17 protein-coding genes and 2 pseudogenes are annotated in these 22,782 nt (G+C 61.3%); 7 read left to right on the top strand and 12 right to left on the bottom strand.

Annotation, left to right across the window (positions count from 1 at the left end):
- Positions 1-10: 10 nt before the first annotated feature.
- The 3 genes from V5279_RS17030 to V5279_RS17020 all read left to right on the top strand — a co-directional run bounded on the left by V5279_RS17030 (position 11) and on the right by V5279_RS17020 (position 2,716).
- A complete protein-coding gene (locus V5279_RS17030; RefSeq protein WP_338699227.1) occupies positions 11-136 on the top strand; it encodes a hypothetical protein in 126 nt (41 codons plus the stop codon).
- Between the two features lie 240 nt (positions 137-376).
- Positions 377-1,444, top strand: a complete 1,068-nt coding sequence (locus V5279_RS17025) for a hypothetical protein (RefSeq protein ID WP_338699225.1) — start codon at positions 377-379, stop codon at positions 1,442-1,444.
- 684 nt (positions 1,445-2,128) lie between these two features.
- Positions 2,129-2,716: a DUF6647 family protein gene (locus tag V5279_RS17020; RefSeq protein WP_338699223.1), complete on the top strand. Its 588-nt coding sequence runs from the start codon at positions 2,129-2,131 to the stop codon at positions 2,714-2,716.
- A gap of 646 nt (positions 2,717-3,362) precedes the next feature.
- Here the strand turns inward: V5279_RS17020 and V5279_RS17015 are convergent.
- Positions 3,363-3,899: a cupin domain-containing protein gene (locus V5279_RS17015; protein WP_338699221.1), complete on the bottom strand. Its 537-nt coding sequence runs from the start codon at positions 3,897-3,899 to the stop codon at positions 3,363-3,365.
- Between the two features lie 874 nt (positions 3,900-4,773).
- On the opposite strand from V5279_RS17015, the gene V5279_RS17010 reads away from it, so the two are divergent.
- On the top strand, positions 4,774-5,580 hold the full coding sequence (locus tag V5279_RS17010; protein ID WP_338699219.1) for a hypothetical protein: 807 nt from the start codon (positions 4,774-4,776) through the stop codon (positions 5,578-5,580).
- A gap of 262 nt (positions 5,581-5,842) precedes the next feature.
- A complete protein-coding gene (locus V5279_RS17005) occupies positions 5,843-6,517 on the top strand; it encodes a class I SAM-dependent methyltransferase (protein WP_338699217.1) in 675 nt (224 codons plus the stop codon).
- Positions 6,518-6,850: 333 nt separating this feature from the next.
- Here V5279_RS17005 and V5279_RS17000 read toward each other — a convergent pair.
- Positions 6,851-7,354: pseudogene (locus V5279_RS17000) on the bottom strand (ATP-binding protein); the annotation flags it as partial.
- 306 nt (positions 7,355-7,660) lie between these two features.
- Here V5279_RS17000 and V5279_RS16995 point away from each other — a divergent pair.
- Together V5279_RS16995 and V5279_RS16990 are read left to right on the top strand one after the other, a co-directional pair.
- Complete coding sequence (locus V5279_RS16995) at positions 7,661-7,849, top strand: hypothetical protein (protein ID WP_207835012.1); 189 nt, start codon at positions 7,661-7,663, stop codon at positions 7,847-7,849.
- A complete protein-coding gene (locus tag V5279_RS16990; protein ID WP_173640842.1) occupies positions 7,830-9,899 on the top strand; it encodes a recombinase family protein in 2,070 nt (689 codons plus the stop codon). The genes V5279_RS16995 and V5279_RS16990 overlap by 20 nt, the downstream gene beginning before the upstream one ends.
- 34 nt (positions 9,900-9,933) lie before the next feature.
- On the opposite strand, the pseudogene V5279_RS16985 reads toward V5279_RS16990, so the two are convergent.
- From V5279_RS16985 to V5279_RS16940, 10 genes and pseudogenes are all read right to left on the bottom strand, one after another.
- Positions 9,934-10,281, bottom strand: a pseudogene (locus V5279_RS16985) (ATP-binding protein); the annotation flags it as partial.
- Positions 10,278-11,810 (bottom strand): IS21 family transposase, encoded by a 1,533-nt coding sequence (gene istA, locus V5279_RS16980; RefSeq protein ID WP_422389058.1) that lies wholly within the window; start codon positions 11,808-11,810, stop codon positions 10,278-10,280. The pseudogene V5279_RS16985 and the gene istA, both read right to left, overlap by 4 nt.
- Positions 11,811-11,875: 65 nt before the next feature.
- Positions 11,876-13,354, bottom strand: a complete 1,479-nt coding sequence (gene tnpC / locus V5279_RS16975; RefSeq protein ID WP_338701230.1) for an IS66 family transposase — start codon at positions 13,352-13,354, stop codon at positions 11,876-11,878.
- 122 nt (positions 13,355-13,476) lie between these two features.
- On the bottom strand, positions 13,477-13,833 hold the full coding sequence (gene tnpB / locus V5279_RS16970; RefSeq protein ID WP_176529066.1) for an IS66 family insertion sequence element accessory protein TnpB: 357 nt from the start codon (positions 13,831-13,833) through the stop codon (positions 13,477-13,479).
- Entirely contained in the window at positions 13,830-14,255 is a 426-nt protein-coding gene (gene tnpA, locus V5279_RS16965; RefSeq protein ID WP_224924235.1) for an IS66-like element accessory protein TnpA, read from the bottom strand. The genes tnpB and tnpA overlap by 4 nt, the downstream gene beginning before the upstream one ends.
- A 218-nt stretch (positions 14,256-14,473) precedes the next feature.
- On the bottom strand, positions 14,474-16,240 hold the full coding sequence (locus tag V5279_RS16960) for a tetratricopeptide repeat protein (RefSeq protein ID WP_338699215.1): 1,767 nt from the start codon (positions 16,238-16,240) through the stop codon (positions 14,474-14,476).
- Between the two features lie 34 nt (positions 16,241-16,274).
- The gene (locus V5279_RS16955; RefSeq protein ID WP_338699213.1) at positions 16,275-17,672 is read right to left on the bottom strand and encodes an HlyD family type I secretion periplasmic adaptor subunit; all 1,398 of its coding nucleotides are present in this window, start codon (positions 17,670-17,672) and stop codon (positions 16,275-16,277) included.
- Positions 17,669-20,425 carry a peptidase domain-containing ABC transporter gene (locus V5279_RS16950; RefSeq protein ID WP_224741688.1) on the bottom strand — a complete coding sequence of 919 codons (2,757 nt, stop codon included), beginning with the start codon at positions 20,423-20,425 and terminating at the stop codon, positions 17,669-17,671. Before V5279_RS16950 ends, V5279_RS16955 begins: the two co-directional genes overlap by 4 nt.
- Positions 20,426-20,608: 183 nt before the next feature.
- Positions 20,609-21,496, bottom strand: a complete 888-nt coding sequence (locus V5279_RS16945) for a hypothetical protein (RefSeq protein ID WP_338699210.1) — start codon at positions 21,494-21,496, stop codon at positions 20,609-20,611.
- Positions 21,497-21,580: 84 nt separating this feature from the next.
- A complete protein-coding gene (locus V5279_RS16940) occupies positions 21,581-21,829 on the bottom strand; it encodes a hypothetical protein (protein WP_245284994.1) in 249 nt (82 codons plus the stop codon).
- Between the last annotated feature and the right edge of the window lie 953 nt (positions 21,830-22,782).

Here is a 22,782-nt window from a genome sequence, read left to right as displayed (position 1 = left end):
TCGCGATTTCATGGACAAGCCTGAGAAGACGCGACACCTCTATGAGATCCGGACCAAGTCGCAGCCTCCCCTCGTCCCCGAGGTGCTGTCGCCGGAGCATGTGCTCGAGCTCTCCAGGCTGCGCGAATTTCTCTGAGGCGTGCTTCGGCCACGCGAACCTGCCCCGCCCCTCCCTAGGCGGACTTATCCGTCTGTTGCATGCTTGACGGCGGATTGTTTGCCTATGCGCGAGCCGTTACACTCGCCCGACTCTCTGACTGATGGACGTCGATGCCGGCATTGACTATCCGCTTCGACGTTCGCTGGCGCTCGCAAATCGCCCGCACGGGAGAGCAACGGCTGCGCGACCGGTTGATGAGGCATCGAGAGGCGCCGCATGAAGTTCAATCTGGCGATCCTGAGCGTGCTGGCCGCAAGGCCCGAGCAACGGATCCCACTTGAGGAGGTCAGCCGCGAGGTCAAGCGCATGATCGCAGGCGGCGATGGAGCTGCGCAGGTGAGGCGATCGTCCGAGCTGGGCGACGCTGACGTCTTCGAAGCCGGATTGGCTTCGATCAATGACGCCGGTCTGCAGATCACCGACTCCGGCCTCTCGCTATGGCACTCGCTCGAAGCTTCACGTGGCGAACGGCAGCGCATCGAGCAAGAATCCAATGAACGGCAAGAGCGCCCGGACACCGTTGTTGCCGACACGCACGATGCGCTAAGCAGTGCTGTCGTCGACCGGACCGACGACATTGATCCCGCACCCGAACCACGCGCCGATGTTCCAATCGTATTCGAGCCGGCCTTTGGCTCGATTCACGAGACGACCCGAAGCGATTCCCGGCTATCGCGACTCGTCGGATTGCTCGCCAGCAGCATGCCGAAGTTCGCTCGCCGGCGGCGTCGGCGTTCCTCGGACGGCATGGCAGATCGCAAGGCCGGCGATCGGGTTGGCGTGACAGGGTTCGCCGTCGCCTGTCTCAGCGTAATCGCGGTCGTTGCCTGCGTTGCCGCAGCGATTGCGCTCGGTCAGAGCTCCACCCTGAAGTCGGACGTTGCCACGCTGCGCCGGGAATTGGTTCCGCTGCGGGAACGGCTCGCAAGACTCGAACAGATCGAAACCGCGAAGCGCGACGCCGCCCAGCAGGAAGCCGCGCAAGACAAGGCGGAGGCAGAAAGGAAGGCGCTTGACGCCGCCGCCCAACAGGCCGCGCTCAACCTCTCGCGGGAAGAGATTCAGTTGGTCAGGGAGTACATCAAGGCGGCGCCTTCGGCCAGCGCTGGCGGGCCGCCGGTCAACGTCGGCGATCCCATCACCGGCGGAATGATTCCGCTGCCGTCATCGCTGACGGAGAAAGTGCCGCGGCTCGTCGGTGCGAAATTTGCGACCCGCAACGGCGCGATCATCATCAGCGCACGAAACAGCCGCCGCGTCGATGCAGTGCTGACGGCGAACTAGAAGAATAGCTTAGGCACGCGCGGGCCGCGTCTATTCCTGCCGAAACGAGCGGTTAAATAATCTGATCAGAGTCGGGCAGCGTCCAAATGCGCCGCGCTGGGACGGTCGATATCACAACAATTTCAGTCGCTTGATATACTCATTTCGTCAAAACACCCTCATTCGTTGCAACTGGACAAAATGCAATTTGTTAGGTCCCTTTCGTGTTCTATCTTAGATTGTATTTCGCCTCGCGCCCTCATGTTCGAAAGTAGACTGCTTCAGGTGACCTTGGTGTTAGCGACCTTCGCCTTCGCCTTCGCTTCGCGATCAAGCTTTTTCTGCGCCTGCAGCGAAAACAAGCGACGCAAATTACGATCTATGAGGCCGTCCATTGGCAAAGAATGATGGTTTCCACGCAATCAATTTCGATCGGACCCTCTGGGCGCCATTCCTCCCAAGTAGCGCGGCGAAGCTCCCGGAATGCGTGGGCGGCTACGTCGTCTGCTGAACGGCCGGACGGTGTCCCGGTAAGGTACAAGGCACGCCGCTCGCCAGCATATTCGGTGACCGGCGTTGTGCCTCCTTTGGGTGTGAATGAGCTCACAACGGCGTCGCCAAGCGAAATGCTATGTTTCCAGCCGTTCAACTGCCGACTGATTTTTTGAAGAGTTTGTTTTTCGAACAGCCTCCGAGGAGAGGGTCATGTTCAAACAATTCCTCTTGGTCGCGGCGATAGCCTCCCTGTTAGCCACATCCTCTAGAGCCCATTGCGAATATGCTTTGGAGCGCAGCGCGCCCACCGAATCGCGTTCGGCTTCGTTGCATTCTGATGCAGCTCAACCTACGGAAGACTTGTTGGATGACATTGTGAGTTGGCTCTCATCGAATTTCGATCTGCCTGCCATCAAAGAACGTCCCGTTGTTGAATTTGCGTCGAAGATGGAACTTGCGAGGTTGCGTGCAACGGACCGTGCTTCTTCGCAACGCTTCATGAACGATGGGCAACTAACTCAGCGCGAGGTTGTCGCACTGTACGACAACCAAACGAGAACGATCCTGCTTCCTGATGATTGGGGCGGCACTTCGCCGGCGGACCAATCGGTCCTGGTACACGAAATGGTCCATCACCTTCAGAATCTTGGAAACCTCAAATTTGATTGCCCACAGGCCCGCGAGAAGTTGGCCTACCTGGCCCAGGATAAATGGCTAAGGCGGTTCGGAAAGAGTTTGGAGAACGAGTTCGACGTCGACATGTTCACAGTGCTGATTTCTTCAGCCTGTATGCATTGATTGGGACCGGTCGATCCTAGTCGCCATCGAACGATGGCCGTTCCAAAGGAGCGCAAAGCTACGATCATCTCGCACGTACCAACAAGATTTTCAGCGGATTTGATTGATGGCCAGACTCTTGGCGGTCCTCGCAATTGCATTGGCGATCCTGGCGGTGGCTCGGGCGCAGCAGAATCAGTTTGTACCGCAGCCAACAGGACCACTGCCAGCGGTGCTTGTTCCCTGAGTTCTCGCAAGGTGACGGATTCATCCACTCAGCCGATGGCGCCCAGGTCCGCTCGTGGCCCAGAGAGGACAAACGCGGCGCACGCCGATGTCGTCTTTTGACCACCCTTAGCCGACGCCAGAGCGGGCGTGAGCGCCCGCTCACCGAGGCTATTTCGCCGCCACCACGCTCGGCCTTAAACGCGCCTCTGACGAGACGCGGCAATTGGGCCGCGGTCAAGGCCGAGATCGCCGCGGACGCTGCCGTCCAGGAGGATGGGATCTCACGACCGAGATCCGGCGAGCTGATCCGCTGGTCGAGCACATGATCGCGGTCGTCGATCTCTTCGCGAGCAGGTCAACCAACTGCTGATATGCGCAAACGCCCTGGTCTAACCACGCGGCTTGCGGCCTCACGGGGGGAACACTCAATGGTGGGCGCTTACCTAAGAGGCGGACCCACGACTTTCATGTGGTGCATCGCCATCAGCTTTTGGTTCGTTTCGGCATCGACACCTTGCCGCTCCGCCAACATCTTCTCGAATCCACCGGGCGTCACACCAAACAGCAATACACCGGGCTCCGTCCCGACGTTTTGGAACGTGTGCGGAGTGTGATGAGGAATGAACACAAAGGCGCCGGCGGGCGCGCTCACAATGCGTTCGCCCAGTTTAAAGTTGAACTGACCGCTCACAACGTAACAAAACTCAGCTTCCATTTCGTGCAGGTGTGTAGGGGGACCGCTCTTGGGTGCGATGGTCTGACGAAAATAGCCGAGCTGCCCCCCAGTTTTATCAGCCGTGGCCAATAGTTCGGTGAAATCCCCCTCTCGACCTTGCTGTCCGCTATAGCGAGTCGGCTCGCCGGGCAGGACGATGAATGCCTCGTCACCCGCGGAGACTTGAGTTGAGGGCAGAACAACGGTGGCAATAAGGGAATAAAGAAGGCCGAAACGCGCTTTCAAGAGTTTGGCGTGCATGGCAACCTCACCTGGATATGTGACGGTGTACGAACGCAATCAGAACGCTCCCAAATCACGGAGCGATCCTCTAGTCTAGTTCATTAAGCACAACCTCATTTGTACTGGGCCACTGTTTACACCCGATGCGCAGTCCGTGCGACATTTTGTGCACTAAGTGGCAACGGTGTTGTCCTAACTGCTGATCTCGCTAAGCGGATTGGCGCACTTCGAAGGCCCTCCGACGACATGATCGGCTCACTGCTAATTCGCGCAAACGGGCTGGTCTGACCGGACCGATTTGCGATCCCAAGGCGCGCCTGGCAATCACCTGGGCAGATTCAGAACGGAATGTCGCGTTGTCCATCATTCGCGTCACGACGTGCAGCCGATGTAATTGACACACCGGGCTCCGAAGGCGGATCATCGGCCGATTGCCAGGGTTGACCTGACCCGATTGCTGCCGGTCCGACGGGAGCGCGCCGTTGAGTTTGAGAAACTCGCGGCCTCGGAGCACAACGAAGCGTTCAAAGCAGAGCTGCTAAAACAGGCCGCGGCATACAGGAAATTGGCAGAGGCACGCGCCGAGCAATATGGCCTGCCCTCCAGAGACGAAGTAAGCCGAGGCCGACAACCGACTTTCACACATGGCCAGTCCGGTTTGGGTCTGCAATACGCCGGATAGCGGACATGGGTTGAACGTGAGAACAGGCCGAACACTAAAAGCAGGCGTCGACGGACCTCAAATTACGCACCCGCGCCAGCCTCGCGGGCTTGGGCGCTGATTCCACGCCGCCGCGCGAGCGGGACGATATTGCGCATTGCTCTGATCACAATATCATTGTGTAATCAGCGCCAGGTGCTGAAGTTGTGATAGCCCGAAGGATAGTGCTCCATGTTTTCGACAGCCGATCATGGTGCAGGTGCAGGCCTCCGCGCCGCTCCAATCGAACTCGCGGGCGATTGGGGTCGCATGATCCCGCATGCGGCTCTGCAAGTTGTTGAGCGGATGCGTGCTGCTTGCCTTGATGGTTTTCGGCTTGTTTCAAACGACCAACCCGACCGCTTGCGCGTTGAGGAGCGCACCAGCGGCCCTCCCGCGATCTGGCTTCACAAGGACACAACCGACTTTGCCTGGATTGTCGTCGACATTGGGGAACGGGATTGGTCGAGGCTCGCCTATCAGTTTGGTCACGAGTTGGGACACGTTACATCCAACTCATGGCGACCGGATGCCAAACCTGCAGCACCCAGCCAATGGCTGGAGGAGTCGCTGGTAGAAGCCTTTACGCTCCGAGGACTCGCCCTGTTGGCGGATAACTGGTCGCGCGATCCTCCGTTCAGGGATGACAGCGGTTTTGGCGCCGCCGTCGCGGTCTATCGACAAAATGCTGTCGAGCGGTACGGAAAACTGGCGACTGAACAAGGTAATTCAAAGAACCCCAGCGCTTGGTTCAGGCAGCATCGTGCCGCGTTGGAGGCAGATCCCTGCCTGAACGCGTTTGCACAGGCGGCATCTCTCTTCATCCTCGAAGAATATGAACGCAACCCTGCCAGCATTGAAGCGCTTGGCGCGCTGAATCGATGGGGTGGCCGCAGCGCCATCCCGCTCGAGCAATATCTGGAGGCTTGGACGGATAGCTGCAAAAAACTGCAGGCTTCGCCGGCTTTGCCCCGTCGGCTTCAAGAGCTTCTAAGGTGACCTGGGCCAACGCGTGGAGCGAAGTTGTCTTTTTCGCCCATGCTTGTTTGCGGGATCTGCACAACGTTCTCGCTTGATGCTCCGTAGACATACCGGTGAGCAAGCGACTGCGCGCCCACGACAAACAGTAGCCCGATGCAGATCCGATCGCCCGCGATGATAGTCGCAATGCGCCCAACGAGCGCGGAATCAATCGTGCGTGCTCCGGCGCTGCAAATCTGCTCACTTCCTCCGCTACTGGCTGTGTTCCGCCGAAATGCCGGTGGAGGCCAAGGAAGCTCTAGACGCGGCAACCGCTTATTGCGAGTATCAAACTTTCATTTTGAGTTGGATGCTGAAAATGGAACCCATTACATATCGCGGACTGCAAAACGCTGCAGACCAAAACACGCCGCATCTTGGCGGAAGTATCAAGGCTGGCGATCCCTTCACCTACTGTCCCTTGGTATGGGACTACGTAATTTCCAGATTTTGTATTCAATCGGTATTGGACCTTGGCAGTGGATGTGGAAACGCTGCTCATTACTTTCACAAAGCCGGTCTCAGGGTGTTGGCGACCGATGGATTTCCAGAGAGCGTTGAAAAATCAACTTACCCGGCGTTTCAGCAGGATATTACCCAAGCCCCGATCGTCACTCGAACAGACTTGGTTCATTGCCAAGAGGTCGTCGAGCACATTGACGAAAGATACCTGGAGAATGTCCTCCTCAGTCTCACGTGTGGCAAATACATCCTGATGACCCATGCCGTTCCTGGGCAAATCGGGTATCACCACGTCAACTTGCAGACGTCAGAATACTGGATTGACCATCTGCACCGGAAAGGGTGCGAGTATCTTGAAGCTGACACACGTCGCATCAGGAATCTCGCTGAAAAGGACGGAGCTGCTTACATGCAGCAAAGCGGGTTGATGTTCGTCAATTCTGGCCGGCTTTGATAACATCACGGCGCCCGCCTCGAATATGGAATTGTGCGGAAGCACTGAAGATGCGTGAGCTTTCGTTTGAAGTGCGCGGCGTTCACTCGAAGTCCCAAGATCTCATCTATTTTCGGTGCCCACCGTTAGTCGGCATGGCTCGAAATCTCGGAGCCAGGACGGCCCGCCCGTTCGTAAGATTTATCGTGGTGAAGCTCTTGCCAGTTCCGCCAGTATAGCGCGACAATCAGGATGAGAGCGGCGCGTCAATCAAGATGAGACGAGGCGGCCGAGTCAGGAGATAATTGACGCTGGCCGCCTACTTGGCAAGCGTTGATTGACGCTGCGCGACAATCAAGCGGCGCTGCCAGCGTCAATCACAGTCTTGTCGAGTTCGTTGGGGGTCGTGTGAACAGGTGGCCGGCCTGGACCGCGCTTGCGATCGAGGGCAACTTTTCGACGGTAACTTTCGACGTTCATCTCGAGGATCGTGGCGTGGTGGACCAAACGATCGATGGCAGCCAACGTCATTGCCTGGTCCGGGAAGATACGCCCCCATTCGCCAAATGGCTGATTGGCCGTGATCAGCAGCGAGCGTCGTTCGTAGCGGGCGGCGATCAACTCGAACAGCACACTGGTTTCCGCCTGATCCTTGCTCACATATGTGATGTCGTCGAGGATCAGGAGGTCATAGCGATCGAGTTTGGCGATCGCGGACTCCAGCGCCAGCTCGCGCCGCGCGACCTGCAGCCGTTGCACCAGATCAGTGGTGCGCGCGAAGAGAACGCGCCAACCGTTCTCGACGAGAGCCAGGCCGATCGCCGTGCCGAGATGGGTCTTGCCGCCGCCCGGCGGGCCAGCGTCATAATGCCGGGTGTCTGGGATCTGAGGTTGAGATCCTCTACCCATTTCATCCGCGATGTGGAGCGTTAGTCGTCGTTGTCGCCCGCAAGCGGCTCGGGAGTGAGACGCATTTTGTTATCAGACAACCTGATGCGACGTTAACGCTTCTGCCGGCATGGATGACGGCCCCCGCCGCCGCTTCCTTCCGACTGACGGCTGATCCGCGGCTTCCGGTGGATCGTCTGCTGGAGGCGCGCGTTCTTGCCGACGCGGTCTTAGCCTCCTCTCCCAGGGAATCGTCCCAATCGCGAGGAGGCGGTCATGGCGGACGCATCACGTCGTCAGGGGGATCTTTTCGGGAGCCCTCCAAAATACAGCAGCATTCCAATCGAAGCCCACCAGCAAATGTTGGAGCTGTTGAAGGAGCTTCTGACCGAAGCACTCACCGACAGCGCGGTCGACGCAAACGACGTGAACCGGGAGGACAGCGGTGAGCAAGATCACGCCTGAGCACCTTGCTCGCCAGGCCGTCGTGTACGTTCGTCAGTCGACGGCCGACCAGGTTATCAACAACCGAGAGAGCCAGCGCCGCCAGTACGGCTTGGCCGACCGTGCGCGGCAGCTGGGCTGGAGCGAGGTGGTCGTGATCGACGATGATCTCGGTCGCTCTGGTGGCGGCACCACGCGTCCCGGGTTCGAGAAGCTGCTTGCCGCCATTTGCGAAGGGCGAGTTGGCGCTGTGGTCTCGATTGAGGCCTCTCGGCTGGCCCGCAACGGCAGGGATTGGCATACGCTCCTGGAGTTCTGCGGGCTCGTCGGAACACTGATCGCCGATGAGGACGGCGTCTATGATCCGCGCCACCCCAATGATCGCCTTCTGCTCGGCATGAAGGGCACAATGAGCGAGATGGAGCTGTCTATCTTTCGGCAGCGCTCGCTTGAAGCCTTGAAGCAGAAGGCCCGCAGGGGGGAGCTCTTCCTCAACGTTGCAATCGGTTATCTCAAAGTCTCCCACGATCGGATCGAGAAGGACCCTGATCGGCGCATTCAGGAGGCGCTCGCACTCGTGTTCACCAGGTTTGCTGAGATGCAGACACTTCGCCAGGTCCACCTGTGGTTACGGCAAGAACGAATCACTTTGCCCGCGGTCAGCCATGGCCCCGAGGGTCGCCACGTCGAGTGGAAGTTACCAGTCTACAATACGATCTATCACATCCTTACCAATCCCATCTATGCTGGCGCCTACGCCTTCGGGCGCTCGGGCAGTCGGGTGACGATCGAGGCCGGCCGCAAGAGGATCGTGCGGGGCTTCCGGCGGGAGCGCAGCGACTGGGAAGTTTTGATCAAGGATCACCATGAGGGCTACATTACGTGGGCGGAGTTCGAGAGGAATCAGCGCTTGATCACCGATAACGCCAATGGGAAGAGCTTCATGAGTCGTGGCTCGGTCCGCTGCGGCGAGGCCCTTCTTGCAGGGCTCCTTCGTTGCGGTCACTGCGGTCGCAAACTTCACGTTGCCTACAGTGGCACGCACGGCACTGTTGGGCGTTATCATTGCCGCGGTAGCCAGATCAACCATGGCGGAGATCCGTGCATCTCATTCGGCGGCCTGCGCGTGGATCGCGCAATCAGCGCGGAAGTCATCGCACGTTTGCAGCCGCTCGGTGTCAAGGCTGCGCTGGCTGCCATGGAGGCTCGCGGCCGTGAGCACGCCGAGAAGCTGCGCCAACTTGAACTGGCTCTGGAGCAAGCGCGCTATGAGGCCACTCGTGCTCGTCGGCACTATGAGGCCGTCGATCCCGACCATCGCTTGGTAGCTGGCGAGTTGGAGCGGCGTTGGAATGAACGCCTGCTGGCTGTCCGCGCGCTCGAGGATGAGCGCGGGGCGTTTTTAGCCAAGCCGGAGACGACTCTGAGCGAGGCGGATCGCGAGCGGTTACTCGCGCTTGGCTCCGATTTGGAGCGAGCCTGGAACAGCCCTGGGGCGACGCCTGCGACGCGCAAGCGGATCATCCGAACTGTGATCCGCGAGATCGTTGTGCGCGTCCACGATGAGGCGATCGAGCTTGTCATCCACTGGCAGGGCGGCGATCATACAGCACTGAAGACCAGGAAGAACCGTACGGGTCAACACCGCTGGAGGACGTCCGCGGATGCCATCGATCTCGTGCGTGTTCTGGCACGGCAGATGCCCGACAACACGATCGCGGCAGTCCTCAACCGGGCCGGCAAGTCGACGGGGCGGGGTAACAATTGGACCCGCGCCCGCGTTTGCCACTTGCGCAACCAGCAGGCTATCGCGCCCTACCGAGAGGGCGAACGCAAGGAGAGAGGAGAAATCACTCTGGATGAAGCCGCCGCAGCCTTGCAGGTCAGCCCATCGACGGTTCACCGTCTGATCGCGGAGCAGAGCTTACCTGCGCACCAGCTGTGCAAAGGCGCACCTTGGGTGATCAAAGCGCTTGATCTGGAGCAACCCGAGGTCAAGAAGGCCGCGCAGGCGCGACGCTTCCGGCGGCCGCCGTCCGACGATCTGCGCCAAAGAGAGCTTGAACTATAACGGCATAGCGAGGTGAGCAGTATGAATCGGACTCGGGTGGACCGAACAAGAGCAAATTGGCGCCGGCCTTCAACCAGGCGTCGCCAGCGGCGAGCGCCATCGCCTGTGCCTTTGATAGCATCGGCACGCTTTCGAAGTCGAAGGTGGCGAGCGTCTTGCCGGCGGGCAAACGCGCTTCCACCATGTGTCGCTCGATCCGACGGCGGGTGCGATCGGCCGCCTCGTGCTCGGCAAGGGCGGCGAGGAAGCGGGCGGCAGGCCACCCTTCCTTGTCCGACTGTGCGGCGAGCTTCGGCCAGATCGCCTTGACGCCCGGCAGGCGGAGCTCATTGAGAAGCAGCTCGACACGGGCAGCATCGACGGAGGTAGCGATACCGGTCATGCTGCCTCTCCCAGGTTCGAGCGGCCCGACATGACGCTGACGGAGGCGAGTTCATCGTAGACGTCGAGCGGCGCCAGCTTGACGGCGACACGCGGGATCGAGGCCGCCTCGGGTCGGAAGCGGTCGCGCAGCGCGGCAAGATCGGGTAACTGTCCGGCGTCCAGATCCATCGCGATCACCTCGGCGAGTTCTGCTTCGCAGGCGCGCTCGTGAGCCAGCGCCAGAAGCTCGACCGTCACCTTGCAGGCGCGCCGGTCATCACCATGCTCCCGCAAGGTCTCGAACAGACGTTTGTAAGCTGCACGCGGGAAGAGTTGGTCGCGATAAACGAGATTGAGGAGCGCCATCGGCTTGCGCCGCAGGGCATGGATGACGTGCCGGTAATCCACAACATGACCGCCCTGGCTCTCGGACACAGGCCGACCGCGCCGCAGCGTCACGACCGGCGTGACGCCAAGGAAGCATTCGAGCCGGTCGTCGAAGATGCGCACACGCAGGCGATGGCCGATCAATCTTGAAGGCACGGTGTAGAATACGCGCCGCAGGATGAAGCCGCCTGACGACGTCACCGGGATCACTTTCTCCTCGAAGTCGGTCGTGCGGCCTTTTGGCAGCGGCGCCAAGGCCTCCTTCTCGAGCGCGATCGGCTTGGCGAGGTTGGCGTTGCGCCGGCCGACAATCTCGTCGACAAAAGCCCGGTACGCATCGAGACTGGCGAACTCGCGCGTCCCCCGCAGCAACAGCGCATCTTCCAGTGCCCGCTTGAGATGGCCGTGCGCGCTCTCGATCGAGCCGTTCTCATGTGCGATGCCCGCATTGTTGCGCGTTGGCGCCATGCCATAGTGGCCCATCAGCCCGGCGTAGCGCTGCGTCAGATCCCCCCGTGCGTCGGCGGCCAGATTGCGGAATGCTGCCGACAGGCTGTCGCTGCGATGCTCCCGCGGCACGCCGCCAAGCGCCCACAGCGCGTTCTGCAAGCCCTCCGCCAGGGCGACGAAGCTTTCGCCGCCGAGCACGACATGGACATGCTCGAAGCCGGAGAACGCCAACCGGAAGTGATAGAGCCGGTGATCGAGCGGCTCACCCGCGATGGTAATACCGAGCGCGCTCACGTCGGTGAAGTCGGACAGACCCAGGCGGCCGGGCTCGTGCTGCTGGCGGAAGATCACGTCCTGTTCGGGGCCGTTGAGCGCCCGCCAGGCGTTGATGCGCCGCTCCAGCGTGCGGCGGATGTTCGGGTTCAAGTCATGATGCCGTCGGCGCAGCTCGTCCAGCACGCCGATCACGCGGATGCCGGGCGCAGCCTTCAGGATCGGAACGATCTCGGCGTCCCAATACTGCCCGAGCGGATCGGACCGGCGCCGGCCCCTCGGCGTCTTCTTCTGCGATGGCGGGCGACAATCGCCCTCGATTCGATACGCGCTTGCCTTCGAGAACCCCGCCTTGGCCGCGGCGGCCTCGGGGGACAGTGTCAGTCGGTACGTCATGTACAGCCTCATCTGGTGGTCGGTGATGTGGAGGCCAGGCAAGGCATCGATTCCCTCTTGTCGAGACGAACCAACAGCTTGCACCAGCCGCACGGTAAGCGTCGTTCTCAGGCCACAGCTTTGAGGTCTTGACGACAATAGGCCCACGGAAGCAGCTGATCGATGTCGCTGTTTGGATGGCCGTTGACGATCCTGGTGAGGGCGTCGGTCAGGTAAGCGAGCGGATCGACGTCGTTCAGCTTACAGGTTTCGACCAGGGAGGCGATGGTGGCCCAGTGCTCGGCGCCGCCGTCGGAGCCTGCGAACAGCGCATTTTTCCGGTTCAGCGTGATCGGACGGATCGAGCGCTCGACGACGTTGTTGTCGAGCTCGATGCGGCCGTCATTGATGAAGCGCGTCAGGCCCTCCCAGCGTGAGAGCGCATAGCGAATGGCGTCGGCCAACTTGCCCTTTTGGCTGATCAACGCGAGCTTTGCGCGGAGCCATCGCTCGAAGGCTTCCGCCAGCGGCCGGATTTTCTGCTGCCGAACGAGACGGCGCTCCTCGGCGCCGCGACCACGGATGTCCTTTTCGACGGCGTAGAACTCGGCGATATGCTTGAGCGCCTCGCTGGCAATGGGCGCGGGACCGGGTGTGGCAAGTTCGTAGAAGTTACGTCGCATGTGCGACCAGCAGAATGCAAGTTGGACATCGCCACGCTCGGCGAGCTTGCCATAGCCGGCATAGCCATCGACCTGCAGGATCCCTTCGAAGCCTGCGAGATGGGCGATCGGCCGATCGGCTTTGCGATCGGGGGCATAGACATAGGCAACGCCCGGCGGATCGGCACCGCCCCACGGCCGGTCGTCCGCTGCATAGGCCCAGAGCTGACCGGTCTTGGTGCGCCCGCGGCCGGGATCGAGCACCGGCATCGTCGTCTCGTCGGCGAACAGCTTTGGCCGTTGCCTGAGCTTGCCGAGCAGACGGTCATGCAGCGGACGCAGGTGGAAGGCAGCTTGTCCTACCCAGTCCGCCAGCGTCGAACGATCGAGCTCAATGCCCTGGCGGGCGTAAATCTGCGCCTGCCGGTAGAGCGGCAGGTGATCGGCATATTTGGAGACCAGGACGTGGGCGACGGTGGCCTCGGTCGGCAATCCGCCCTCGATCAGCCTAATCGGGGCCGGCGCCTGCATGACCCCGTCCTCGCAAGCCCGGCAGGCGTATTTGGGACGCCTGGTCACGAGGATCCGGAACTGCGCCGGGACCAGGTCCAGCCGCTCGCTTCTATCCTCGCCGATCCGGTGCAACTCGCCCTGGCAACAGGGACAGGTCTTGCCCTCGATGTCGACGACGACCTCGATCCGCGGCAGGTGCATCGGCAAGGCGCCACGGTTGCCGCGGCGCGTGCGAGCCCGCGCCTCACGGCCTTCAGGTGCGCTCACGTCCTGTGCCGTCTCGTTGTATGCGGCAACCTGCTCGACGTCTTCCAAGCCCAGCAGCATCTGATCTTCAGGCAGCGTCTCTGCCCGCCGGCCAAACCGATGCCGCTGCAATTCCTTGATGATCTGACGCAGCCGTTCGCTCTCGCATCGTTCGGCAAGCAGCATCGCTTTCAGCGTCTCGGGATCGTCAGGCAGGGCGTCGCTCACACCCAATTCAGAGCATATTCGCCGCCATCTGGCGACGCGTCCGACGCTCCTGATTCATTTCGCCGCAGCGCTGCCAACAGCTATCCGGCCTGCGTTGGCGTCGACGTCTCCCGCGCCTCATGCACAAGCCGCCAGTCGAGCCCTTCCAGCAGCGCCGACAATTGCGCCGCCGACAGGCGCATCACGCCGTCCTCGATCTTCGGCCAGCGGAAGATCCCATCCTCGAGCCTCTTGGCGAACAGGCACAGACCCGTTCCGTCCCAGAACACCAGCTTGATCCGATCCGCCCGCTTGGCCCGGAACACATAGACAGCTCCCGAGAATGGATCTGCCCGCATGCTCTCGCGCACCAGGGTCGCGAGCCCTTCCATCCCCTTACGGAAGTCCACCGGCTTGGTCGCCACCATCACCCGGACCGCACCCGACGGACCGATCACCGGCTCGCCTTCAGCGCCTGGACAATCGACGCAACCATCGTCGTATCCGCACCACGACCGGCCCGGATCATGATGCCGTCGACTTCGATCTCGATAATCCCGGCATCGCAACGGCGAGCCCGGGTATCCGCTTTGGCCTTGCAGCGCACCGCTTTGCGCTCCCGGTCAACAGCGGGCGCCGGCACCGCGGCATCCACCACCGCCGGCACAAACTGTACTTCTTCTATTGCGGAATGACCGCCTGCTGCTTCTCGCAACTGACGTCGCCAGCCAAACAACTGCTGCGGTGACAATCCATGCCGTCGGGCTACCGAACAGACCGAGTCGCCGCTCGCCACGATCTCCGCAACGATCCGCGCCTTGTCCCCATTGCTCCACTTCCGCCGACGGCCGGCTCCGGTGAAGACTTCAAGCCGCCGCACCGGCTCCGTGATAGCACTATGCTCTGTGTCCATTCTAAGCCTAACGGTCCAAACCGAACCGCAGACTCGCAGATCACCCCGTCATCCGGAAGGTGGCCGCTGAACAGCGCTTACGCCGCACCCGGCCGCCAGACGGGTCCAAAAACGCGCGACGCCGATGGGGACGGTCCTCCGGTCGGGCTGCGCCCTCCCTTCGGTCCGTCCCCATCGGCGCAGTCTCACCTTGATTGTCGCTGGAGTCTCACCCTGATCGCCGCCGCGCACGCCAGTTCTGAGTCTGCTTCGACAATGCCTTGGGCGGCAGCCATCTCCAACCAGTGACTCGCTTGCTTGAGGTCGCTGTGCCCCGCCGCACCGCTTCGCAGATAACGCCCAAGCATGAGTTGAGCTTGACCATGACCGCGTTCTGCGGCTGCTCGAAACCAATGCTCGGCTTTGGCTCGATCAACGGGAATGGCATGGCCGCCGCTATATATAGCGCCGAGTGCAAACATTGCTCCAGCGTGGCCGTGGGCGGCGGCCTGCTCGCACAATTTAAGCGCGGCGGGAGCATCCTGCGGGCCCCCGCGACCGTTCACGAGCATCTCGGCCAGGGCAACCTGCGCATCGGTGATCCCTCCCTGCGCCGCACGCGCGAACCAATCGCGCGCTGCTCTCGGATCGGCCGGCACACCACGCCCATCGGCAACAAGACGACCGATCATAAATTGCGCCTCCGGGACCCCTTCAGCCGCACGCCTCAGCCAGACCGCTGCTTGTTGTTCGTTGCGCTCAACGCCTATGCCCTGGAGAAGGCAAACGCCAAGATTGAACGCGGCGACAAGATTGCCGCGTTGCGCCGTCTGCATGAACCAATCCGCGACCGGCGGAGATTCCTCTCCACTGGCCGCTCGTTCCAGCAAGTCGTTTCCGACGTCGACCTGAGCATCCAAATTTCCGGCCTCGGCAGCGATGCGCAACCAGCGGGCCGCTTCATGGCTGTCCCGAGGTACTCCGGCTCCGGTCATGTAGAACGAACTCAACGACCGAGCAGCCGCCGCGTTTCCACCCTCTGCCGCACGACGATACCAGTTTGCCGCTTCCACATAGTTCGGCGGCAATGCTCCGCCCTTGGCATAAAGGTTGCCGACCAGTTCCGCGGCACGAGCGTCACCTGCCAAGGCAGCACGACGAAGCCAAGTCTCGCCCAACACCAGATCCCTGGCAACGACGGTACCTTCAATCAGCAGCGTCCCCCATTTAATCTGCGCACCGCGGTGTCCCAGCTCAGCAGCTTTGCGGTAGAGTTCAGCGGTTGCAGTCGGATCGTGTTTGCCGCTGATCCCTCCTTCCGTAAGCACACCCAGCATAAAGACGGCCGTCGGAATTTCAGCGGCCGCCGCTGCTTGCATGTGTTCGACGACCTCGTCCCTGTGAGCGGCCCGGTTCGGGTCTCCAGCGAGCGACAGCGCATATCCCAAGTGTCCTTGGGCGCAGCCTGCGGCGGCGGAGCGGCGATACCATTCTCTCGCCTGTATCTGGTCTCTGAGCGGTGACGGACCATAGGTTAGAATGTAAGCGAGCAGAGCCTGTCCGTCGGGAGACCCGGCGTCAGCCGCCATACGAGCCCATCTCAGGGCAGCGTCGAAATCTGGCTTTGCCGTGCTGTCCTGCGAAAATAGTCGCGCTGCGGCGCCGCTGCGGTCCTCTCGCGCCTGCGAGCCGAGCCCCTGGAGCAAGAGCGATGCCAGCATAGACTGCGCCTCGGCGTTGCCGTTCAACGCCGCGCGTTCCAACCAGCGCGCGCCCTCCGTCCGACTAAACGGTACGCCGGCGCCCTGAAGGTAAAGCCTTCCGATGTGATACGCAGCTTCCGCGCTGCCCGCTTCGGCCATTCGGGCCAGCTGCGGCAGCGCTTCAGCAAACCGCTCTTTCTCGATAAGAGCGATCGCCCGGCGCAGCCCCGTTTCGGGCGACGCCTTTCCGATCAAGCGATCAAAGAGCATTTCCCGAATCCATCCGACAGCAGAGCCAAATCGCTCACGGCTCGCGCAACGCCTCCTGCGTCACCGGAAGCATCAGGCCGAGTAGGTACGTTAGCACGGTCCGCTGACCAACCTTAATATCGGCGGTTACGGGCATACCTGGCGTGAGTTGGAAACCAGCCGGCACGCCGTGCAGGGCCACGCGATCAATACTGATCCGAGTGCGGTAAAACGGCTCCAGGTTCGTCGTCGGAACGGCACTGGTAGGATTGCGCGCCTCAACCTGAGCATTGAAGCTATCCGGACTTACGATGCGTACGACTCCTTCGGCCATCCCGTACTGCGAGAACGGAAACGTGTCGAACTTGACGGACACGGGATCCTTCACATGCACGAAGCCGTTATCTTTGCCCGCAATGTTGGCCTCGACCTCAAGTGGCGCGTCTGCCGGCACGAGCGTAATGAATTGCTGCCCCGACTGCATGACGGAACCCACCGAAACCTTTGCGACGGATTGCACGATCGCATCAAGCCCGGCGCGGATCTCGACCAACTTGCGTCGCAGGTTAGCCTTGGTCAGCAGCTCCCGTGTGTCGGCTGCCTTGACACTGATCTCCTGCAACTTTTGCGAAGCTTCCGCCTTCCAGCCGCGGACGTAGGCGTCGCGGTCCGAAGCAAGCGCCGATTGATCGCGCTTCGCGCCCTCGCCGGTCGCGACCGCGTTGGAGAGCGACCGCTGCATTTCAACGCGTGTATCCTTGGCGATCAGCGAGTTCAGCCGGCTTCCGGTTTGGGTCGCCTCCAGCTGCCTGCGCATATCCTCGATGCTCTGTGCCACACCGAGGCGCTCGCGATAGCCCACAGCATCGGATTCCGATCTCGCTATCACGGAATTCAGTTCCTGCAGTCGGTGCTCATAGTTTTCGATCTTGGAGTCGAACTGCGCTTTGCGATGACTGAAAATGGAAGCCTGCAAGACCCAGTTTGGATCACTGCCGGAGTATGTGAAGGGCTGGCCATCCGCCTCGGCATGCAGACGCGCGAGTTCGGGCTCAAGGCTGTTCAATTGCCCATCGAGGGCCACTCGATCTGCTTCGGCGAAGGTCGGATCGAGACGCGCCAGCACATCGCCCGCCCGCACATGCTGGCCCTCGCTCACGTCGATCGAACGCACGATTGCGGTTTCCAGCGGCTGCACGAGGATGGTGGAAGATTGCGAGACCACCAGGCCGCGCGCAGTGATGACCTGATCGACGGGCAATACCCCCGCAACCAGAACCAAGGCGGCGACCATGCTGGAGACGATCCAAATCGTGCCACGGGCCGCGCGCGGTACAGGAGCATTGATGATGGCCGTTGACGGTTGCTGGAACTCAAGGATGACCGGCAACGTCGGATCGCTCTTCCTCGACTTGAACGGTAGTGGCAGCAAATTGGCCTGGACTTCGCTCATGGTTCGTTCGCTCCGCCCGAGACCAGCTTCGGAGTAACGGACTGGCGCGTCGGTTCGCTATGGCGGTTTTGCTGGTTCCAAAGCTGTCGATAGATCGCGCAACGCTCGACCAAAACATTGTGCGCACCGCAATCGACGATCTTGCCCTGATCGAGTACCAGAATCTGATCGCAGCCAACCAACGACGATAGCCGGTGCGAAACGATGATCATCGTCCGTCCGCTCGCGATCCGTTCGAGGTTTCCTGTCACGACAGCTTCGCTTTCGGGATCGAGCGCACTGGTCGCTTCGTCCAGTACCAGGATGCGCGGATCCGTGATGAGCGCTCGTGCGATCGCCAGCCGTTGCCGTTGTCCGCCAGACAGGTTGGGAGATCCTTCTTCGATGTAAGTCTCGAAGCCATTGGGCATCCGCTCGATGAATTCCTCAGCGCCAGCTAGCCTTGCTGCATAGACAGCATCCGACAACGTCAGGCCCGGTCGACCGGAGATGATGTTATCTCTAATGGAGCCACGAAACAGGAAGTTCTCCTGCAAGACGACGCCGAGGCTTTGCCGAAGGTGACGCAGATCAACATCGCGTAGGTCGGCGCCATCGATCTTCACAAATCCCTTATAGTCACGATTGATTCCCTGCAGTAGGCGCGTAACCGTCGACTTGCCCGACCCGCTGCGACCGACGATCCCCAACGTCGAACCGGCCGGAACCGAGAAGCTGATCCGGTCGAGCGCTGGGACAGTCGTATTGAGGTACGTGAAGCTGACGTCCTGGAAAGCTATTTCGCCTGCGAACTTCGGTCTCAAGCCCGCCGCTCGCGCGCTGCTCTCAGCTGGCCGATTAAGTACGGAACTTGCCTCACCGATCGCCGCCGCGACCTCCTCATAGTCCTCGATCAATCGCGCCAGCCCAACGAGTGGCTGGGCGACCCGGGCGCTCAGCATCAGGAACGCGAACAATCCGCCCACCATGTAGCCTGACGAGTCGTTCATCGCGAGATACGCACCGAGCATGGTCGTGCCGAGCACCATAAAGCGCTCGATCGGAGTAACCAGAGTCTGCGGCCAGTTGGACAGACGGCCGAATTCCAGCCGCCATTTCCCGGCCTCTGCAATCCGCTCGTCCCAAAGAGCGCGACGTTGTGGCTCGAGAGCCAACGCCTTGACCGTCTTGATGCCCACGATCGTCTCGCCGAGCGTTGCCGACTTCCACGTCTCGGCCGTAGTGACCCGTCCGTACATCTCTCGCATCGGCTTCAGGAATGCGATGATGATCAACAGGATTGCGCCGGCGCAGCCGAGCACAATGCTCGCCAGGATCGGGCTGAGATAGAACAGGAACGGGAGCAGGACGCAAAGCGTCATCAAGTCGAGAAATGTCGTCAGGAGGCGGCCGGTCAGAAATTCGCGAACACGATAGACCTGCGCGATACGGTACATCGTTTCACCCGCAGGATGACGCTCGAAGTAATCGAGCGGCAGGCGAAGCAGCCGATTGAAGACGTGCAGATTGAGTTTTGCGTCGAGTCTGGCGCCAACGACCGCGATGATAAGACGTCGCGCATGGCCCAACAGGGCTTCGTAGACGACTACGACCGCCATGACGGCGGCAAGCATGACCAAGGTGGACGTACTGTGGAATTGCAGCACCTTGTTCACCATCGTCATCACCAGGAGCGGTGGGAAGATGGTCAGGAAGCTGATGGTGAGCGAGGCGATTCCGATGTCCCGTAACAAGCGCCTTTCGTGCAGAACGAGATCAAAGAGCCAGCGCAGGTCAAACGGCGCGTCGGCTGCAACGCGGCTTCGGCTCGCGCGCACCAGGATGGCCTCACCGTTCCACACCTGAGAAAGCCGCAGCTCGTCGACGGGCACGGCTCCGTCTGCGGAGGCGCCTGGATCCCTGAGCACGACGATATTCTGATCGGCGTTCGCACCAACCATGAGCGCGGCGCTACCGTCGGCAAACAGCAAGATGACGGGCCCGGCTTCGCTCATCCCGAGCAAGTGGCGCCAACTCGTTCGGACCGCGCGAGACCATAGGCCCGCATTCTGCGCCCAGGCCGAGAGCGCTGCAGCCGATGGATAGATTTCGGATTCACCGGTTCTCAACTCGGCGACGTCGAGCTCGACGCCGTGATGACGCGCGACCTGGACAACCGCTTGCAATCGCGCCTGGTATTGCGGGCTGCGTTGCGCCTCCAGGCGGTCGATCGAATGCCCCTGCTGCGAAGCTAGATCGCTTGACTTCCGCTCGGGTGAGATGACGTGCCGTTTTGATTGAGCCTTTGCGGCAAACTCAGTGCGGATTTGTTGCACGGAGAGACGTGCGCGGACACCGAGATCAGTCAATAACTCGGAGCCTCCACGGACGACGTCCATGGACGCGCGCAGCGCTTTCGCCGCCGGCCAGGAAGCACCTCGCGATTTGGTCGACCTTTTAGCAACACGCGGATGCACAACATCGGGCGATGTGACCAGCTGCGGTGTGTCGCTTTCCTGCGCAGGGATAATGTGCAGGTCGCCGTGCACACCATGCGACTGAGTCCTGGCCTGTTCCGTTGCGCAGAGGCGGACCTGCCCTTCGACGCGCCACATCGCCTCGTCGAAATCAAACTTCTCATTGTCGATTTCGGCCTGCGACAGATCTTTTCTGGCGGCTAGTCGGCTGTCCAATAAGGTGCGTGCCCGGCTGTAAAGCGCATTGCGCGACGCCTCATCGCTCGCATGAAGGTCGTCAATGGCCTTCTGCAGCAAGCGGACATACTTGTCGGGCCCAGGCTCCCCAAAGGCTCCCCTATGCGGGTCCACGGTCACCCTCCAAAATCGATTACGGAATAAAATTCTTCACTATGTCGCGGCAATCTAGACGAATTCGGCAGGGCGCGACACCGAAATCCCTGCACTTGGTTGATGCGATTACGGCCCTGGTCCCACATCTCACGCGATCGCGAACAGTTGCCGTAGACGGGACGGCAATTCACCGGTGGAACCAATCGCAACACAGCTTTCCGCCCACAAATCGAGATAGCGCTCGATCGGAACGGACGTCCGCTCCGGCCAGCGATTCAAGGCTCCCAAATCATCGAGACAGGTCGGTTTCCCTGCTTTGACGTCCTCGTAGATCTGGAGGATGCCGACCACCGCTGGTCCCCACGGAACGCCCTTTCCAGATCTGACTTCCAGCTTCGCCCGATTTGTACGGAACCACTCGGACGGTGAAAGATCGTCCGCTTTGAACTTGTCCAGCAGCGCTGAGCCATATTGACGAATGACGCGGGCAAAACCTGCGTCTCCCGCAAATGGCGGCGATCTCTCCCAACTGCCGGCAAGCAACCGCAGACCGCGAACCGAAAATGTCTCCACCAGCACCTCCTCGAGCCATTGTGTCGGAGGTTGCGGCTTGGCGGAAAACTGCCAGCTGTTGCTCAGGACATGCCCAAGCTCGTGACCGAATTGATAGGCAAGCCTGCACCAATCGGCATAGCCGACGTTCACGATGATCGCCGCCATGTCAGGTTGGTCGCTGTGCAACCAGATTGCCGGCGTGACTTCGTCGCGATTTTCGATACGGATCTTCTTGGGTTGCCGATCCGACAGCAATCGCAAACCTGACAGTTCGACCTCCCGGATCCGGGTGAGCACACGCATCACGGCATCGGTCGGTGCCGCATGCCAATCTCCCGATAATTCGATCGGAGAGCTCAGGAGGCCTTCTGTCGGCGCGATCTCGCGTCCGAGAGACCTTCCGCTCTCGACGAAAAGAGCCGCCGCGCTGCCCGCGAGAACGAGGAAGCGTCGGCGGTCGATCACGGGAGTGCCAGCCATCAGCTATTCCAGGCCTGGTCAGAGAGGAAGCCAGGGATGCGCGATCCCTGGCTTCCTTGTTCGTCACTTCTTCAGCCGCCGACCTTAATGGTCGTTTTTCGGCAGATTGAGGTTGGGCCGGTTTGATTGATCGAATTGACCCATCGATCCAGCACCTCCTGGACGTGTCTGATCGAAAGCTGAGCCGCCATCTGTGTTGCCGATACGGGACAACAGCATCTGGGCCAAGCCCTTGATCGTCGTGAGATCAGCTTGCAACTGCTGGCCGTTCATCGACCCTCCGGCCATTGCAAGCGCCAGGTCCGCAACTGCAGCCTCCAAACGCAGCAGCACCGGATTCAACGATCCAACGGTCGTGTCGGTGTCGATCTTCGTGGTCAGCGACGACTGATCTTGATGACCACCAGTCGTTCCGGTTGCACCTGCCGAGCCGGTCGAGCCCGTCGCACCGCCAGCACTCGTCGCCCCAGTGGCTCCGGTCGAACCGCTCGCAGCTGCTGCTCCAGTCGCACCAGTTGCTCCAGCCGTGCCGCCCGTTGCCCCCGTCGGGCCGGTGTGACCATGGTGACGGTGACTACCTGTCGGACCCGTCGGACCACGTGGACCAGTCGAGCCCGTTGCTCCGGTCGACCCGCTCGTGCCGGTTGCACCCGTCGAGCCTGTTGCTCCGGTCGAACCGGTGGCTCCAGTCGAGCCGGTACCGCCAGCACCAGTTGCTCCGGTGGCACCCGTTGCTCCCGTCGATCCGGTAGCACCTGTTGCACCGGTGGCGCCGGTACGACCGGTGTGACCTCGTGGGCCTGTCGGCCCGGTCGGTCCCCTTGGCCCAGTCGCGCCGGTGGCGCCTGTACGTCCGGTCGCTCCCGTCGATCCGGTTGAGCCGGTCGCACCTGTCGAACCGGTGGCACCCGTGGCTCCCGTTGCGCCAGTAGCTCCCGTTGCACCCGTCGAACCAGTTGCTCCGGTCGAGCCCGTTGCGCCGGTTGCACCAGGATCACCGGTCGCGCCAGTAGCTCCCGTTGCTCCCGTCGAGCCAGTAGCTCCGGTTGCTCCCGTCGAGCCGGTCGCACCTGTGGCTCCGGTCGAGCCCGTTGCTCCGGTCGCACCGGTCGAGCCGGTGGCACCCGTGGCTCCGGTCGCGCCAGTGGCTCCCGTTGCTCCCGTCGAGCCCGTGGCTCCCGTTGCACCCGTCGAGCCGGTCGCACCCGTGGCTCCGGTCGAGCCAGTAGCTCCGGTTGCTCCCGTCGAGCCGGTCGCACCCGTGGCTCCGGTTGCGCCAGTAGCTC

It is taken from the genome of Bradyrhizobium sp. 26S5, from assembly GCF_036923295.1.
GTDB lineage: Bacteria > Pseudomonadota > Alphaproteobacteria > Rhizobiales > Xanthobacteraceae > Bradyrhizobium > Bradyrhizobium septentrionale.
Note: the sequence above shows the minus strand (reverse complement) of the source record. Positions and strands in the feature narration are given on the sequence as shown.